At 60.8% G+C, this 17038-nt stretch carries 15 protein-coding genes; 9 read left to right on the top strand and 6 right to left on the bottom strand.

The features are described from left to right. Positions 1-37 precede the first annotated feature (37 nt). A complete protein-coding gene (locus tag BLW71_RS22590; protein WP_091801772.1) occupies positions 38-793 on the bottom strand; it encodes a DeoR/GlpR family DNA-binding transcription regulator in 756 nt (251 codons plus the stop codon). 123 nt (positions 794-916) lie between these two features. On the opposite strand from BLW71_RS22590, the gene BLW71_RS22595 reads away from it, so the two are divergent. Next, positions 917-1501, top strand: a complete 585-nt coding sequence (locus tag BLW71_RS22595; protein WP_091801775.1) for an NUDIX domain-containing protein — start codon at positions 917-919, stop codon at positions 1499-1501. A gap of 255 nt (positions 1502-1756) precedes the next feature. Further along, positions 1757-2056: a hypothetical protein gene (locus tag BLW71_RS22600; protein ID WP_286162075.1), complete on the top strand. Its 300-nt coding sequence runs from the start codon at positions 1757-1759 to the stop codon at positions 2054-2056. A gap of 116 nt (positions 2057-2172) precedes the next feature. On the opposite strand, the gene BLW71_RS22605 is transcribed toward BLW71_RS22600, so the two are convergent. Together BLW71_RS22605 and BLW71_RS41090 are read right to left on the bottom strand one after the other, a co-directional pair. Then, positions 2173-3333: a porin gene (locus BLW71_RS22605; RefSeq protein ID WP_091801780.1), complete on the bottom strand. Its 1161-nt coding sequence runs from the start codon at positions 3331-3333 to the stop codon at positions 2173-2175. A gap of 202 nt (positions 3334-3535) precedes the next feature. Then, positions 3536-3796, bottom strand: coding sequence for a hypothetical protein (locus BLW71_RS41090; RefSeq protein WP_143048390.1), 261 nt, complete (start codon positions 3794-3796; stop codon positions 3536-3538). An 82-nt stretch (positions 3797-3878) separates the two neighbouring features. Here BLW71_RS41090 and BLW71_RS22610 point away from each other — a divergent pair, with 82 nt between their 5' ends. Further along, positions 3879-4988: an OpgC domain-containing protein gene (locus BLW71_RS22610; protein WP_091801783.1), complete on the top strand. Its 1110-nt coding sequence runs from the start codon at positions 3879-3881 to the stop codon at positions 4986-4988. Positions 4989-5087: 99 nt separating this feature from the next. Beyond that, on the top strand, positions 5088-5963 hold the full coding sequence (locus BLW71_RS22615) for an alpha/beta hydrolase (RefSeq protein WP_091801787.1): 876 nt from the start codon (positions 5088-5090) through the stop codon (positions 5961-5963). A gap of 45 nt (positions 5964-6008) precedes the next feature. Here BLW71_RS22615 and BLW71_RS22620 read toward each other — a convergent pair whose 3' ends face one another. Continuing rightward, a complete protein-coding gene (locus tag BLW71_RS22620) occupies positions 6009-7091 on the bottom strand; it encodes an AI-2E family transporter (RefSeq protein WP_091801790.1) in 1083 nt (360 codons plus the stop codon). 370 nt (positions 7092-7461) lie between these two features. Here BLW71_RS22620 and BLW71_RS22625 point away from each other — a divergent pair, with 370 nt between their 5' ends. From BLW71_RS22625 to BLW71_RS22645, 5 genes are all read left to right on the top strand, one after another. Beyond that, complete coding sequence (locus tag BLW71_RS22625; RefSeq protein ID WP_091801793.1) at positions 7462-7743, top strand: DUF3331 domain-containing protein; 282 nt, start codon at positions 7462-7464, stop codon at positions 7741-7743. 261 nt (positions 7744-8004) lie between these two features. Further along, the gene (locus tag BLW71_RS22630; RefSeq protein ID WP_091801796.1) at positions 8005-10572 is read left to right on the top strand and encodes an adenosylcobalamin-dependent ribonucleoside-diphosphate reductase; all 2568 of its coding nucleotides are present in this window, start codon (positions 8005-8007) and stop codon (positions 10570-10572) included. Positions 10573-10998: 426 nt separating this feature from the next. Then, positions 10999-12060 carry a dTDP-glucose 4,6-dehydratase gene (gene rfbB / locus BLW71_RS22635; protein ID WP_091808733.1) on the top strand — a complete coding sequence of 354 codons (1062 nt, stop codon included), beginning with the start codon at positions 10999-11001 and terminating at the stop codon, positions 12058-12060. Positions 12061-12070: 10 nt separating this feature from the next. Then, positions 12071-12964: a glucose-1-phosphate thymidylyltransferase RfbA gene (gene rfbA, locus BLW71_RS22640; RefSeq protein ID WP_091801800.1), complete on the top strand. Its 894-nt coding sequence runs from the start codon at positions 12071-12073 to the stop codon at positions 12962-12964. A 28-nt stretch (positions 12965-12992) separates the two neighbouring features. Continuing rightward, a complete protein-coding gene (locus tag BLW71_RS22645; RefSeq protein ID WP_286162076.1) occupies positions 12993-13670 on the top strand; it encodes a dTDP-4-dehydrorhamnose 3,5-epimerase in 678 nt (225 codons plus the stop codon). Between the two features lie 584 nt (positions 13671-14254). Here the strand turns inward: BLW71_RS22645 and BLW71_RS22655 are convergent. Together BLW71_RS22655 and BLW71_RS22660 are read right to left on the bottom strand one after the other, a co-directional pair. After that, entirely contained in the window at positions 14255-15781 is a 1527-nt protein-coding gene (locus tag BLW71_RS22655; protein ID WP_091801807.1) for a right-handed parallel beta-helix repeat-containing protein, read from the bottom strand. Beyond that, on the bottom strand, positions 15778-17022 hold the full coding sequence (locus BLW71_RS22660) for a glycosyltransferase family protein (RefSeq protein ID WP_091801809.1): 1245 nt from the start codon (positions 17020-17022) through the stop codon (positions 15778-15780). The genes BLW71_RS22655 and BLW71_RS22660 overlap by 4 nt, the downstream gene beginning before the upstream one ends. Between the last annotated feature and the right edge of the window lie 16 nt (positions 17023-17038).

Raw genomic sequence — 17038 nt, forward strand, 5'->3', positions numbered from 1 at the left:
CGCCATATAACGGTTTTCATTTCCTAAGCATCCCGAACTATGCCCGCGCTATCGTGATGCCCAACGCCTCGAATGGCGCGGTCAGCGCTTCGGCGGTGTTCCGTTCGACTACGATCGTCCCCGCCGCCGTCACATCGGCGATCTTGTACGCCGAGGCCGCGTTGAGTTTTTCCGCCGACGCCAGCACCACCGTCTCGGCCGCGTGCGCGAGGAACGCGCGTTTCACATAGGCCTCTTCCCTGTCGCCCGTGCTCAGGCCCGCTTGCGGATGCACGCCGGTCACGCCCATGAAATACAGGTCGGCGCGAATGTGGCTGAGCGCTTCGATGGCTGCTGCGCCCACGTTGACCATCGAATGCCGGAACAGGCGCCCGCCGATCACGACGACCTCCAGCCCGGCATGGTCTGCGAGTTCGACGGCGACACTCGGGCTATGCGTGACGATCGTCGCGCGCAAATCGCGCGGCAGATGACGCGCCAGTTGCACGGCAGTCGTGCCGCCGTCGACAAACGCAATCTGGTCGCGCGCGATCATGCCGGCCGCCGCGCGGCCGATCGCCGCCTTCGACGCCGATTCGATCCGCTCGCGCCCGGCGAAATCCACCGCCGCCGGCGACGCCGGCAGTGCGCCGCCGTGCACGCGCTGAAGCTGGCCCTCGGCGGCGAGTTCGCGCAGATCGCGACGTATCGTATCTTCCGACACCTCGAATTCCGCGCTCAAGGTTTTGGCGACGACTTGCCCGTCACGCTTTAGCGCGTCGAGTATCAATTGCTTTCTTTGCGACGTCAGCATCGGCGGCGATTCCTGGCTGGGTTCATGGTTTGCACGAAATTACTTGTTTTTGCACGATATCGCACGATACCATTGATTCGTATGCGGCATGAGCCGATCTCCCAACGCAACAGGATGCGAGCCATGAACGAAATCGCCAGCCGGGTAAGGATTGTCGATGTCGAGGTGCTGTCGGACGACTGGTACGTACTGAAAAAAACCACCTTCGATTACCAGCGCGCCGACGGCAGCTGGCAGCGCCAAAGCCGCGAAACCTACGACCGCGGTAACGGCGCGACGCTGCTGCTATACGATCCGCGCCGGCGTACCGTCGTGCTGACGCGGCAATTCCGCCTGCCGGCGTTCGTCAACGGCCATCACGGCATGCTGATCGAGGCGCCGGCGGGATTGCTGGAGGCCGCGTCGCCGGAAGAACGAATTCGCGCGGAAGTCGAAGAGGAAACGGGCTACCGCGTACACGAAGTGCGCAAGCTATTCGAGGCCTTCATGAGTCCGGGTTCGGTCACGGAGAAACTGCACTTTTTCGTCGCCGAATACGATGCGGTGGCGAAAGTCGGCCAGGGCGGCGGCCTCGCCGACGAAGGCGAAGATATCGAGGTGCTGGAACTGCCGGTGGATGAAGCGCTTGCGATGATCGAGCGTGGCGAAATCGTCGACGGAAAAACCATCATGCTGTTGCAATACGCCAGACTGAATCTGTTGAGGTGATAGCTGGAACGCGGCGAGTTTCCGCATTTTTCGGAATTATCCTAGCCACCATTAGGAAAAGGACGATAGGTTGAAGAAGGCAATAAAAATATTCTTACGCATTTCCTTGAGGTTGACCGGCGCCGCAGTCACGGCCGCGCCGGTCGATCGAATGGAAAACCATTCCCGTCAGAATATTTTTAATTCACCGCTTCGAGTGAGGCGGCGAATGAAGCCGAGGTTCAATTGGATTCTCTCAGTTCAGCAAACAGATTCATGAGTGGTTTTTTCTTCGGCACGCTGATTGCCGCCGTCATCATGCTGCTGCTGTGCAATGCCGGTGAATTTTCGCCGTTTATGGCCAAACTGCATGCGTTGCAACAGGTTATCGTGACCGCGCTGATTTCAATCGTCATCGTCGATGCAAAGCCATTCGCCTACAAAACCGTCTGGCGCGAGCGCCGTTGCAGCTTCGTGCTCGATGAAGACATCAACGCCACCCTGCGCGGCAGAACCTTCGGCATTCCGTTCGGCGTGTTAGTCGGCATCCTGATTCAGAATTACGTGGTGAACTGAGCTGAGCGTCAATCCGTTCGGGATCGATACACCCGCCGCTATTCACGATCTTAATTCCGGCCGCATTCGCCGATAATCGGCAGCGCGGCGTTGGCGCGCCATCAATTCAATCGCAACTAGAATTTATGCCGGATCGCCGCCCGCACCACGACCTGCTTCGACGTCGATGAAGGAGACTGGGTACCGGGCGTGAAGGCTTCGTCCAGAATCGAATAGGTCGTGTCGCCTGTCACCTGCTGATATTCGCCCTGAATGTAGACGTCGGTGCGCTTGGACAGGTTGTAGTCCGCCATTAAGCCGAACGAGTGGATTTTCGGCTTCACGCCGCCGGTCGAGGCGTCGTAGGTTTCCATCGTGTACACGTACTGCGCGCCGACGAACAGCATCGGCGAGATCTGATACTTGCCGTTCACCTCGAAGTTCTGATACTTCAGCGAATTCAGCAGCACGCCCGGCGGCGCGAGCGGCGTCACGCCGAGATAGCCGTTGCCGGTCGGGTCCAGATAGTTCGAATTGGTATAGACGAAACCGGCCGTCGCCGGGCCGAACGTATAAGTGATGCCGCCGCCGAACACCCGCATACGGGCGGCGATGAAGCCGGCGTCGTTCGCCGTGACCGCACCATTCGCGCCGTTGCCGGGATTGTTGGCCTGCAGATACGCGGCGGCCACCAGCAAGCCGCCATACGCATACTGACCACCGAAACTGTACGCGCGATTGTTCGCGAAATTGGTGTCGTTGCTGAAGCTGTAGACGCCGCCGAATTGAAAGCCGGACAGCGACGGACTGGTGTATTTGACCGCGTTGTCGAGGCGAAACGTGTTGTCTGTGTTGTCGTTATCGTACGGGTGCGAGAAGAGCGAGCCCGCCCAGTTGCCGTTGGCCGTGGTCTGGGCCAGATAGTCGACCACCGAGTCGTACTGGCGGCCGAACGTCAACGTGCCGAACCGGTCCGCGCTCAAACCGACGAACGCCTGGCGGCCGAACATCCGGCCACCCTGATTAAGCCGCCCGGAGCTCACGTCGAAACCGTTTTCCAGCTGGAAAATGGCCTTCAGACCGCCGCCCAGATCCTCGGCGCCTTTCAGCCCCCAGCGGCTGCCTTGCGCAAAGCCGCTCGCCAGTTCGTAGACATGGCCACGGCCGACATTGTTGGTGTAGTTGATGCCTTCGTCGAGCACGCCGTAAAGCGTCACGCTCGTCTGCGCCGAGGCCGACGCGGCAAAAGTGGCGGACACAGCGGCGGAGACAGCTAGCGCGAACACTTGCCTGTTCATGACGATCTCCCTGCACTCGAGCAATGGGACAACTCGATCCGGCCGCTTTGTTCTTGGCGCTTCGACCCGGGACTGACCGCCCCGGATGCGCTTTACGGAAATCCTCACACGCCGTTAGCCTGCCGTCCATTGGGTGTCGTGTCGATATCTCAAATTGTTGCGAAATCTCCACTTGGTGCGGCAGGCCCTTTTACCGCAGCGCTCATTCAGGTAAACGACGCAGCGCCCGGCGGTCTTGAGTCGGGCAACGCTCGACGCGCCGTTGACTCGCGCTGCCCAGCGCGGATTTGTCACGGAAAGAAATATAATAGAAAGCTTTTGCGGCGCCGCAGCGGAACTCCGCGCCGTCACGAAGGTCATTTTTACTGCCTGCTCGACCGTGGCAACGCGCCTTGGCATCCGTGCCGGATCGCGGCCGGTTGAGCGCGGCGCCGTGAATCGCGTATGCGCCGCTGTATTCCAATCCAATTTCTAAAAGCCTTGTGAGACGCCTGCCGCGCTGGATCAGCGCGCCGTCGCACGGGGCTTGCTTTGGGCATCACACAATGCAAAAGTCTCAACCCCGTCTGATCGAGCTCGATTTTTTTCGCGGACTGGTCCTTCTGATCATCGTCGTCGATCACATCGGCGGCAGCATCCTGTCGCGTATCACGCTGCACGCCTACGCGCTGTGCGATGCCGCCGAAGTCTTCGTGTTTCTCGGCGGCTTCGCCACCGCCACGGCCTATGCCGCGCTGGCCGAACGGCGCAACGAGACGATCGCGCGCAGCCGCTTCCTGCGGCGCTCGCTGGAAATCTATCGGGCGTTTCTCGTGACCGCCGCCTTGATGCTGCTGGTCAGCGCGGTACTCACCGCGTTGAGCATCGACGGACCGAACCTCGCCACCACGGATCTCGACGACCTGATCGACACCCCGTTCGCCGCGCTGGGCGACATTCTGCTGTTCCGCCGCCAGCCTTATCTGGCTTCCGTGCTGCCCATGTACGCCTTCTTCGCCCTGCTCGTGCCCATGATCCTGCCGCTCGCGCGCAGCAAGCCATGGCTGCTGCTGGCCGGCAGCATCGCGCTGTGGGCCGGGGCTCCGGCCATCGACGCCTACCTGCCCGCCGCGCCGGACATGCACTGGGATTTCAACCCGTTCGCCTGGCAATTACTGTTCGTGCTCGGCGTGCTGGCCCGTTGCCAGCCGGTCTATCAGCGCATCAGCACGCACCGCCTGAGCTGGCTCGTCAGCGTGCTGGCGTTCGCCGTGGTGGCGGCAGCGGCTTACTACAAGCTCTTTATCGAGCGCGAGCCGCTCGATGCCAGCCTCAAACAGAACCTCTCCTATCTGCGCGCGGTCAATTTTCTTGCCATCGCCTGGCTCGTCGCGAATCTGATTCAGCTCGGCTGGGCGAAGAAGCTCGCGCAATGGATGCCGTGGGTCGGCGTGATCGGGCGCAAGGGGCTCTTGTGCTTTATCGCCGGCGCCGTGATCTCGCTCGTGGTCGATTCCGTGCTGTACGCGGCGACGGACGGCTATCTCAACTATCCGCTCGGACTGCTCGCCGATGCGGCCGCAGTCGCCGCGCTGTTCGCGGTAGCGCTGGGCGCCGAGCCGCTCAAGCGGCTGGCTGGGCGGCTCTATAACGGGCGGCTGCGCACATCGCCCTGAACGGCGTGCGTGCGTCCGTGCGCCAGCGCTAGAACCCCCAGCCGATCCCGATAGCATCGCGGCCGCGCGCGACCTGCGCGGCGCGCCTCCTGATCCGACATGCGTCTATTCCTACGTTCCGCACTCGTTGCACTTTACGCCGCGTCCACCAGCGCGCCGACGCTCGCCAGCACCGTCATCAGCCGAAGCTTCTATTCGGACGCGCTCGGCCGCGAGTGGTCCTACACGATCTATCTGCCGACCGGCTACCGCCCCGACGCCAGCCGCCTGCCCGTGCTCTACCTCCTGCACGGCAACAACGGCGACGCTAACGACTGGATCACGCAAGGCCATCTGCAAACGGCGGCCGACGCGCTGATCGAGCACAAGGCGATGCCTCCGGTTGCGATCGTGATGCCGCAAGGCGGCACGGACTGGTACGTCGATCGCAAGGAGAAGATGGAGACCGCGTTTTTCGACGATCTGCTGCCCGAAATCGAAGCGCACTACGCGGTCGCGACACAGCGCAGCGGACGGATGATCGGCGGCGTCTCGATGGGCGGGTTCGGCGCGCTGCGTTACGCGATGACGCAGCCGGAACGCTTTTGCGGCGCGCTGCTGCTAAGCCCCGCGATCTATGCGAATGAACCCCCGCGCGCCTCGGCGGCACGTCGCGTCGGGGTGTTCGGCGAGCGCGAGTTCGATACGCGCATCTGGCACGAGCTCAACTATCCGGCGCAGTGGGAACGCTACATGAGCCGGCCGTATCGTCTGCCGGTGTTCATCGCTGCCGGCGACGACGACCTCGCGATCCAGGCCGAGGCATCGTCGCTCTATACGCACCTTCGGCTGTCGGGGAATCCGGCGGCGCTGCGCATTATCGACGGCGGCCACACCTGGGACGTCTGGAGTGCGCTGCTGCCCGCCGCGCTGAAATACACGCTTGGCTGCGTAAAGCCTGCGCCGCAGGAGCATCCGTCGAATCGGCGGCCCTGAACGGATCAGGCGTCGCGCCGGAACAGACCGGACAACACCGTGCAACTATTGCACGAGGTCGGTCCACAACACCATCAGCACGGTCATCAGCGCGGGGCCGATGAAAATACCGAGCAGCCCGAACGTTTCCGCTCCGCCGAGAATGCCGAACAGCACCAGCAGGAACGGCAATCGCGTCGAGTTGCCGATCAGCACCGGCCGCACGAAGTGCTCGGCGACGAACACCACGACCGAGCCGAACACGGCAAGGCCGATGGCCGCCGCCACCGAGCCTTGCGACATCAGCCACACAGCCGCGATGGCAAAGGTGATCGGCGCGCAGAACGGCAGCATCGCCGCGATCGCGGTAATGAACGCGAGCAGCGCAACGTGCGGCAAGCCGGTCACGAAGTAGGCGACGCCCATCAACGCGCCTTCGCCGAGTCCGACCACGACCAGTCCCGAGACCGTGCCGCGCACCGCCGCGGCCATGCGTTGAAGAAGCTGCGCGCCGTCGTCGCCGAAACCCCGCCGCACGCCTTTGAGCAGCGAGCCCGACAAACGCGGGCCTGCCTGAAAGATCACGAACAGCGTGACCAGCATGAACGCGAACACCGTGACGGCATGCACCGCACGCGCGCCGAAGTGCCGGCCGAGCGTCACGACCGCCGGACTATGCAGTCCTTTCATGGCGGCCGACTCGCGCAGCGGCTGAGCGAGGTTGGCCTGCCACCAGCCTGAAATCTGTTGCACGCCGAACGGCAGGTGCTGGATGAAGTCCGGCAGCGGAATGCCGTTTTCCTGCACGGTCTTGAACCACTCGTTCAGGTCATGCGCTTCGCGAAGCGCCTGAGCAATGCCGATACCCACAGGCAGCACCACCAGCAACGCGATCAGCAGCGTGAGCACCGCCGCGATCAGCGTCGTGCGGCCGGTGAACCAGCGGTTGCCCTCGACCTTGCGCAACAGCGGCCACAGCGCGATGGCGATCACGCCGGCCCAGGCGACCACCGCGATGAAATCGCGCACCACCCACAGCGCCAGCAGCACGAGCCCGATGTACAGCACGAGCGAGGCCGTTTTCTGCTTCTTCGGGCGGTCTTGCGCTTCGGGCGGTTCAGGAGGTGCGACTGGTGAGGATGAAATCATGTGAGCTCTTATGGTTCTGGGAAGACGTCCCATCAGGGACTTGTTCGGGGCGTGTGCGAGCCGACCGAAAAAATGCAAAACCGCTACACTGGCGCTGCACGGTCGCTCATCAATAACCACATCTTAAAGGAAGCACCGGCGCCCTTTGCGGGCAGCGGCCTTGTCTCACCGCGTACAACACTGCGTTGCAAAAATCCGGCCTATTACCGTCATAGCAAGACCGCGGCCCGCAAAGCCCCGTCTTATCGGCATAGCTCGAATGTCAAGTTTCATTGTTGCTGTTTCAAGAACAGTGTTTCAACGGCGACACAATGGCTATCCGGCGCGCGTCGGACTACATTCGGCACACCACAATACGGAGCCGACGACGATGACCCTAGAGTCCATCCCCCTGGACGGTGCCAATGGCGTACGCATCGAAATTCTCGAGCGCTCCGACACGACGCTGGTGATTCGCTGGGTCGAGCCGGGACGATGTCATTACGGTGAGCAACGGTGGCGGCGCAGGTCCGCACACACGTCAGGAACCTGCGCGGTGTCCCGCCGCAAGATTCGCCGCGGCGACGCGGTGTTCAAACCGGCCGAGCGGCCGGCGCCTTCCAATGCCTCCGCGATGATTTGCGCTGAACTTCTGGAGTGCGCCGAGGACTGATGCCTCAATCCCCTGCCGGCGTCGCGCGCGTTGAGTCGACGCGCCCGATCCGCCCGGCGGAACCACCCACATAGCGGCACGCAACGCATGCGCCCCGCATCGCGCGGTGGGTAAAACACCCTTTGATTGCGGCTCTTCGCCACGTGCGTTAAGGTGGACCTCATTGCGCCGTGTCACCCTGCCGTGCCACGCCCGGCGGTATCGTGACGCGCACTTCCACCACCGCGCCGTGCCCCTCGCGGCGCCGTTTGAGGGCATACCATGGCCGAAGACACGCCGGACACCCGCGCGGCAACTGCGCCTCCCGCACCACTCGTCGCACCGCAGCAATTCTCCCTCGACGTCCTGCTGGAAAAATACGCGAAAGGCGACGAGCAATCGGCCGACGACGTGTTCAAACGCGTCGCGCGCGGCGTGGCCGAGGCGGAACCTCCGGCGCTGCGCGAATCGGTCGAGGCACTCTTCGTCGATAATCTGCGGCACGGTGCGCTTGGCGCCGGCCGCATCATGAGCGCGGCGGGCACCGGCATTGCGGCCACGCTGATCAATTGCTTCGTGCAGCCTGTGGGCGACTCGATTCAGGGTGTCGACGAACAAGGCTTGCCCGGCATTTACGTCGCCCTGCTGCAGGCCGCGGAAACCATGCGGCGCGGCGGCGGCGTCGGCTACAACTTCTCGGCGATCCGGCCCAAGGGCGCGCGCGTTCACACCACCAGTTCGTCGGCGTCCGGACCGTGCAGTTATATGGACGTGTTCGACGCGTCGTGCCGCACGGTCGAGAGCGCCGGTTCGCGGCGTGGCGCGCAGATGGCCGTGCTCGACTGCAATCACCCCGATTTGCTGGAGTTCATCGAGGCCAAACATTCGAAAGGCCGCTGGAACAACTTCAACGTCTCCGTCGGCGTGACCGATGAATTCATGCGCGCCGTCGAAGAAGATCAACCCTGGCAACTCGTGCATCGCGCCGAGCCCTCACCGGCGCAGCGTGCGGCCGACGACGTGCGGCAGCGCGAAGACGGACTGTGGGTCTACAGCGAACGCCCCGCGCGCGCGATCTGGGATCGCATCATGCGCTCCACTTACGACGTCGCGGAACCCGGCATCGTGTTCATCTCGCGCATGAACGAGGACAACAATCTGCGCGCCGTCGAAACCATCCGCGCCACCAATCCGTGCGGCGAACAGCCGTTGCCGGCCTATGGCTGCTGCAACCTCGGGCCGCTGAACCTCACGCGTTTTGTGATCGACCCGTTCGCGCAGATCAAAGGCCGCAAGCCGTCGTTCGACTGGGACGGCCTCGCCAGGCGCACGCGCACGCAGGTGCGCTTTCTCGACAACGTGCTCGACGTCACGCTGTGGCCACTTCAACAGCAATACGAGGAGTCGCGCGCCAAGCGGCGCATCGGCGTGGGCTTCACGGGCCTCGGCGACACGCTCGTCATGCTCGGCTTGCGCTACAACTCGCAGGAAGGCCGCGACTTCGCCGTGCGCATCGCGCAACTCATGCGCGACGAGGCGTATCGCGCATCCGTGGAGCTGGCCCGCGAGCGCGGCGCGTTTCCGCTTTTCGACGCGGCGCGCTATCTGGAAGCCGGCACTTTCGCCTCGCGCCTGCCTGAGGACATCAAGCAGGCGATTCGCCGCGACGGCATTCGCAACAGCCATCTGCTGTCCATCGCGCCGACCGGCACGGTGAGCCTCGCGTTCGCGGACAACGCGTCGAACGGCATCGAGCCGGCCTTCTCGTGGACCTACACGCGCATGAAGGTGATGGCCGATGGCAGCCGCGAATCATTCGACGTCGAAGACTATGCGTATCGTCTTTATCGCGAGCTCGGCGGCGATGTCGGTAAGCTGCCGGACTATTTCGTCAGCGCGCTGGAAATGTCGGCGCGCGATCATCTCGACATGATGGCTGCCGTGCAACCGTACGTGGACACGTCGATCTCGAAGACCGTGAACGTGCCTGCCGACTATCCGTTCGAAGCGTTCGAAAGCCTCTACTTCGACGCATGGAAAAACGGGCTCAAGGGTCTCGCCACCTATCGGCCCAACGAGACGCTCGGCGCGGTGCTCAGCGTGAGCCCGCCGCAAGCCGACGACACGCTGGCCGAGAGCGATCTCGATCCGCTGCGTATCGCAATCGATCATCGACCTAAAGGCGAGTTGCCGGCGATCATCGAGAAAGTCGAGTATCTGACCCAGGCGGGCAAAAAGTCGCTCTACGTAGCGGTGTCGTTCATCGAGGTCACGGGGCGGCTGGGCGGTGAAGACGTCACTATCGAGCGGCCTATCGAGTTCTTCATTCCGACCGGCCAGCGCGACGAATCGCAGCAATGGATCACGGCGACGATGCGTTCGCTCTCGCTGGCGGCGCGCGGCGGTTTTGTCGCGCGAAACCTGCAGGATATGCGCAAGGTTTCGTGGGACCGCGGGCAGGTTCGGCTCGGCGAAGTGCAGCGTCTGGACGGGCACCGCACGCCGCGCTGGCACGATTCGGAGGTGGCCGCCCTCGCCTTTGCGATCCAGCAGATTCTGCATCGGCGCGGCTTTCTCGACGCCGAGGGCAATCAGGTGCCCTCGCGCATGCTCGCGCGTCTGCCGCGCGGACAGATGCGGGCCGAGACGGCGTTGCCGGCGGATTTCGGCATTCGTCCGCATCCCGTCGAAACCGACGCCGGCGCTCTCGCGTTGACGCAGCCTGGCGGCGCGCAAGGGCTGCATACGATGCTTGGACGCAAATGCGGGTCGTGCGGGGCGAACGCGGTGATTCGCAAGGATGGGTGCGACTTTTGTACGGCATGCGGTGAAGTGGGCGCGTGCGGGTAGGACGACGGCCCGCACCGCATGGTGCGGGCCGTGGACGATCTCGCGGCGCAACGCCGCATCGTCGTACAGACGCTGGCGCCGCGAGGCGTTAGCGTTGCGGAAGCCACCGGCGCACCCGAGACACCGCAGTGGCTCGGGACCACTTCCGCCGATCTGATCGTGATTTGGATCACGCTGGCGAGACTGGAGCCGTTCGTCGAATCAGCGCATGCCCTTTCCGGTCCCTTTGTCCAATCTCGCAATTATCGGGTCAATTTCTGCCACTTTTGCCTACGACCGTCGGCGTTCGACAATCATTCACCGATAACGGTTGAGCAAGCATGCGCGCTTTATTCGTGTGCGGGTGTTTTAGAAGGCCGGGAATTTCATGCAAAAACATTTCAGCAAAGCAATCGAATGCAGCCTCGCACATTCGAAGGAAAATTTATGATTCTGGTAACGGGCGGCGCCGGTTTTATCGGCGCCAATTTCGTGCTCGACTGGCTCAACGCGTCGGACGAAGCGGTACTGAACGTGGACAAGCTGACGTACGCCGGCAATCTGGGTACGCTCAAGTCGCAACAGAGCAATCCGAAGCATATTTTCGTGCGCGCGGATATCTGCGATCGCAGCGCACTCGACGCTTTGTTCGTCGAGCACAAACCGCGTGCGGTGCTGCACTTCGCCGCGGAAAGCCACGTCGACCGTTCGATTCATGGACCGGCTGATTTCGTCCAGACCAACGTGGTCGGCACCTTCACGCTGCTCGAAGCGACCCGCCAGTACTGGAATGCGCTCGGCGAGGCCGACAAGGCCGCTTTCCGCTTCCTGCACGTGTCGACCGACGAAGTGTTCGGCTCGCTATCCGCTACCGATCCGCAATTCTCCGAAACCACGCCGTACGCGCCGAACAGCCCTTACTCGGCGACCAAGGCGGGTTCGGACCATCTGGTGCGCGCGTATCACCATACGTATGGCCTGCCGGTGCTTACCACGAACTGCTCGAACAACTACGGTCCGTACCAGTTCCCCGAGAAGCTGATTCCGCTGATGATCGCCAACGCGCTCGCCGGCAAGGCGCTGCCGGTGTACGGCGACGGCCAGAACGTGCGCGACTGGCTGTATGTAGGCGACCACTGCAGCGCGATCCGCGAAGTGCTCGCGCGCGGCACGCCGGGCGAGACGTACAACGTGGGCGGCTGGAACGAGAAGAAGAACCTCGAAGTGGTTCACACGCTGTGCGACCTGCTCGACCAGTTGCGTCCGAAGGCGGGCGCTTCGTACCGCGACCAGATCACTTACGTGAAGGATCGTCCGGGCCACGACCGCCGTTATGCGATCGACGCGCGCAAGCTCGAACGCGAGCTTGGCTGGAAGCCGGCGGAGACGTTCGAAACGGGCCTCGCGAAAACGGTGCAGTGGTACCTGGACAATCAGGCGTGGTCGGACGAAGTCGCCTCGGGCGAATACCGCAAGTGGGTTGAGACCAACTACGCGCAACGCGCGTAAGGGCACGGCAATGGCGCGCAAAGGCATTATTCTCGCGGGCGGTTCGGGCACGCGCCTGTATCCGATCACGCACGTCGTATCGAAGCAGTTGCTGCCGGTGTACGACAAACCGATGATCTACTACCCGCTGTCCACGCTGATGGTGGCGGGCATCCGGGACGTGCTGATCATATCGACGCCACAGGACACGCCGCGCTTCGAGGCGATGCTCGGCGACGGCAGCCAGTGGGGGATGAATATCCAGTACGCGGTGCAGCCTTCGCCGGACGGGCTCGCGCAGGCGTTTATCATCGGCCGGGAGTTCGTGGGTAATGATCCCTCGGCGCTGATTCTCGGCGACAACATTTTCTACGGTCACGATCTGGCGAAGCAGTTGGAAAACGCCAACGACAAAACCGAAGGCGCCACTGTCTTTGCGTACCACGTGCACGACCCGGAACGGTATGGCGTGGTCGAGTTCGACCGCGAGTTCCGTGCGCTTTCGATCGAGGAGAAGCCCGCGAAACCGCGCTCGAATTACGCGGTCACCGGTCTCTATTTCTACGACAAGCAGGTGTGCGACATTGCCGCGGACATCAAGCCGTCGCCGCGTGGCGAGCTTGAAATCACCGACGTCAACTCGCGTTATCTCGCCAACGCAGCGCTCAATGTCGAGATCATGGGCCGCGGTTACGCCTGGCTCGATACGGGCACGCACGACTCGTTGATCGAAGCGGCGACCTTCATCGCCACGCTGCAGAAGCGTCAGGGACTGGTGGTCGCGTGTCCCGAAGAGATTGCGTACCGGCGGCAATGGATCGACGGCGAACAATTGCAGGCTCTCGCCAAACCGCTCGCCAAGAATGCTTACGGCAAGTATCTGCAAAGCCTTCTTACGGAGCAGGTGGCGTGGCAATCAAGTTAATCGCAAGCGCGTTACGTCGCAAACCGAAATGAAATTCTTCGACCTGTCAGGAGCGGCAGTGAGACCTTTGCGCGCCTGTTTGCTGTGTCTTTTTGCAATGTCCACGTCCGGCTTCGCTCAATATCACACCGCATCGAGCCGGCAAACCGCTCAGTCGACTTATTCCACCGGCAACGCGAGCGACCTGGACTATACGTCGGTTGATCCGGCCACATTGACCTCTTACTCATCGAACGGTTTGCCTGTGCCGGAGGACTCGAACACGTCGAAATTGGGGCATTACAGGCGTCGCTATGCGGACCACCAACGTCGTCGGGACCTCGACGACAAGAAGGACGGCAACAGTTCGCCTTACGCGCCACCCAGCCTGACCAAAGAAGCGACCGTAGGGAAGGATTTGATAGATGAGCCGGATTACCTCACCAACATGATGCTTGAATCCGCATCGGAAAGCGGCGACGATCTTGCACTTGGCGACAAAAACAAAAAAGGGCGTCAATTGAAGTTTCAAATGTCAAAGAAGCGCGCACTTCAATCGTCGCTTCTATCCCAAGGCAGTTCGGCGGACACGAGTAACCTTGCGTCCTATTCCGAAATGACTTCAACGCATGGCGACACTGAGGCGCCGTCCGGCAATAAGCGCTTCAGGCTAAGCCCCGCAATGAAGTCTTACAAAAGCATGCTCGGCGGCGCGGACGCCAACTGACAAAGCGCTTTCCGAACAAATACGCTGCTCATTCCACCTCCGCTAATACGGCTTGCGACGCTAATCGTGGTCCCCGCCGGCAGGACTGCCCTTCGCGAGGCGTACCGATCGCGCGCGCAAATGCTTGCTCAAGGCTCGTCGAAGCCCGCCGTTCCGAACTGGTAGACTAAGGCGCTGCCCGCCTTGGAGCCATCGTGCGAGATTCGCGAACACTGACACGCTTACGGAACATTGGCGAAAGTCTCGCCCTGTTGTTCCTTGCCATGGCCGTTTGCATTGCCGTCGTGATCAGCAAGGTCTGTGGCAGCGTAGGTCGCCTGTGGGGACGCCGTAAGCGTCGCCCTCAGCAGGACGTTGCAATGGACGATTACGTGCGGTCGCTGCAGGAGGCGCGCACGAGGAGTGCGTCGGCAGATCGGATCGAGCATGGTCTGAGAACGCCGAACGGATCCGACCAGCAGTTGGAGCGATCGGCTAACCACGAGAATGCCTCGGCTCCGCGCTGCGCGGCCGAAGACGCTCACGGCCGGGACTGAGCGCAAGATCAGAACTCGGTCTTGCACGCGCCGACGCCGGAAACCAACTTACGGATCAAGAGTGGGCGCATCGCGGAGATCCTGAACCACGTTGTCTTGCACAGAAACCCTCCCCGGATTGTCGGAGCGAATCCAGGCAGTAATCCTCGCCGCGTTTTTCTGCCCCGCTTCAGTGGACAGCAAATTTGCGGACTGAGTCGTGTCAGTCGAAACAAAGATCCGGTTTCTGGCAACCTGCCATTGCCTGGAGAGGCTTCCCGGGCCAATCCAGATTGCGTAATAGCAATCGCCAATCAACTGGTTCTCGTCAATTCGGCCAAAATTCCATCCCTTGCTTGCCGAATTGGCGCCCGTTACGATGTGGCTGCCCCGCCCCAGCATCTGTTCTTTTTTCACCCTTCCGCCCGCGACCCATTGGGGAGAAAAACTTTTATTCTGGTAAATCTCCGCATTCCCAGCACAGTAGAAGTGAATATTATTGCATTTATACAGAATATTATTCATTACCCTGATACCGCGATTCCGCTCGGAGATCCAGATCCCACCTACCTCCGCATATCTGCTATTGGACGCGATAGCGCATTGATTCAACGCGTTATGGTGGATATCCACGTTCAGATTCGAGTTATTCACACCGTTAGCATAGAAAAACTCGGAAGACCGGTCCACTGTATCTCTGGCCAGTAGAATGCCAATGGCGTCGGTTCTCGATATCCTGTTGAAACAGACCTCGCCTCCCGACACGCCCCCAAGAAAAATTCCCCGAGCAGCACCATCCTCGCAAATATTATTCGCTATTCTGACGTTCGAGCTATATTTCTCACCCGCGCTATTTCCGACGTAGGATTCATCATTTCCCGTGAACCACGTTACGGCGACACAGTCGTCGCCCGGCAAGCTCACGCGGTTGGAAATAATGCGTATATCGTCTCCGCAACCCTGACAGGTTATGCCGTCTGCTTTGGTGTGATGGACATAATTATCGTGGATATAAACATGGGTCGATTTTTGTACCCAGATCCCCGCCGACCAGCTTCCATCGATCTCAATTCCGGAAATCTCCAGTCCCCGAGCCCCCTCCACATAAATCGAGAAATTGTTGTCGATTCTTGCAGAAGGCGTCGATACATAAGCGATTTTTCCATGACTCAATTTCAGATTCTGACATCCACCTAAGCTGGACGAAGATTTGAAGGTAAGACCCGACGGCGAAGGACCTGTCGGGGTAGGACGGTCTATCAGCAAGGTTGAACCATTCAGATCCAATACTGCGTTTTTTAAATTAACGAATACGAGCGGCCTGACGCGATAGACCTTTCCGTTTCCGGCCACGACCGTGACGCCGGACCGCATGGCACGCGTGAAATATTCCGTATCGTCGTCAACGCCGTTACCCTTCGCACCCAGCTCGTCGATACGCACGCTGCTCTTTTTACCGTCTGGCCTTGCAATGCCGGAAGAAGCAGATGCATCGCTTTCTGCCGATCGCGCCAAAGAGGGCAACAGAAAAGACACCCCGGTCAGGATAACTTTCACAACGGAGCGTCTTTTCTCCAGGCGATCGACCGGTTTCATCGGCTCTCCGTCGACCGCGAACCGAACGTCTTCGCCGGCTGAACGGCCTCCTCCACCAGTTCGTCAGTCAGCGGTTGCGAGGCGGGCATCATTGCGGCATACACCCCCTCGTGTTGGGCCGCTATCTCGTCCCAGGTAGGCGCAATCGTCCTTCTCACCGGTGGACTCCATGGTCGCGTCCAGTCCAGAATCCTCGCCGCTATGTTGGCAGGATCATCGTCTGCGGGAACCAGCAACACACGCTCGTCATTCGAAGGCTCATAACCTGTTCCACACTGCTCGAACTCGTCCTGCGCGCCCGGAAACGTGGAAAGAACCTGCGTGCCCAGCTCGGCCGAGTACCAGAAACTTCCTCGTCTTGCCGAAAGACCATCAGAGAACAGCTGAAGAACTACGTCACACGCAGAAAGCCGTAACGCCAGTTCATCCGCCCGCTCGATATAGCCGCACAATTCGACATTGCCTTCGAGCCGATACTCCGCGATTTTTTTGCGAAAATTTTCCCGTTTCTCGTCGTGCCCATCCGGAAAATCGCCGCACATAACCAGATTCACTGCGCACCCTTTGTTCAGCAGCGCATTGACAATATGGAGCATTTTTTCCGGCTGTTTCCATTCATAGACGAATCCGAAAAAGCCTAGCACCAACTGGCGAGCGGACTCGCCGTGGCCGAGCCTGCTTCTTCCGAGGCCCAGCCGCGACAGTGCGCTTTCACGTGCCGCCAGAATATCGGCTGTTTCAAGCTCTGGAATATCAACATTCACGGCGATCGGAATGACCACCTGTTGTTGAGCGCTCCTCGTATACTTTGCAATCCGTGAACTTAAAAATGCTTTTCGTTCCCGTTCAGAGGCAAAGATCAGGACGTCTGCCAGAAGAATCGTCAAATAGACGCTTGCACGGCGCAACACGTGCATGCTTCGCCATTCGTGCAACGTGATAGCCAGGCGGCTCGATCGAAAAAAGAGCCGACCTATGACTGGCACGACGCCAGGCATGACCGATGTCCCCCACCCCTCAACCGGATACTGGATATGTACAATGTTCGATCGGTTAAAGAATCGAAGAAATCCAAACCATTTAAATATACTCGCCGGTTTGAATCTCGAATGAACAAAGCCAATCTTCGAGCCGAGCGTTGCGCGTCGGCCCAGAGCTGCTGCCACTTGTTCCGCATAGTCCCCGATACCGTCACGATCAATTGCGGGATCGTGACCAACCACATAGTCGACATGAATCATATTGTCCTCGATAAAT

This window comes from Burkholderia sp. WP9 (genome assembly GCF_900104795.1).
Classification (GTDB): Bacteria; Pseudomonadota; Gammaproteobacteria; order Burkholderiales; family Burkholderiaceae; genus Paraburkholderia.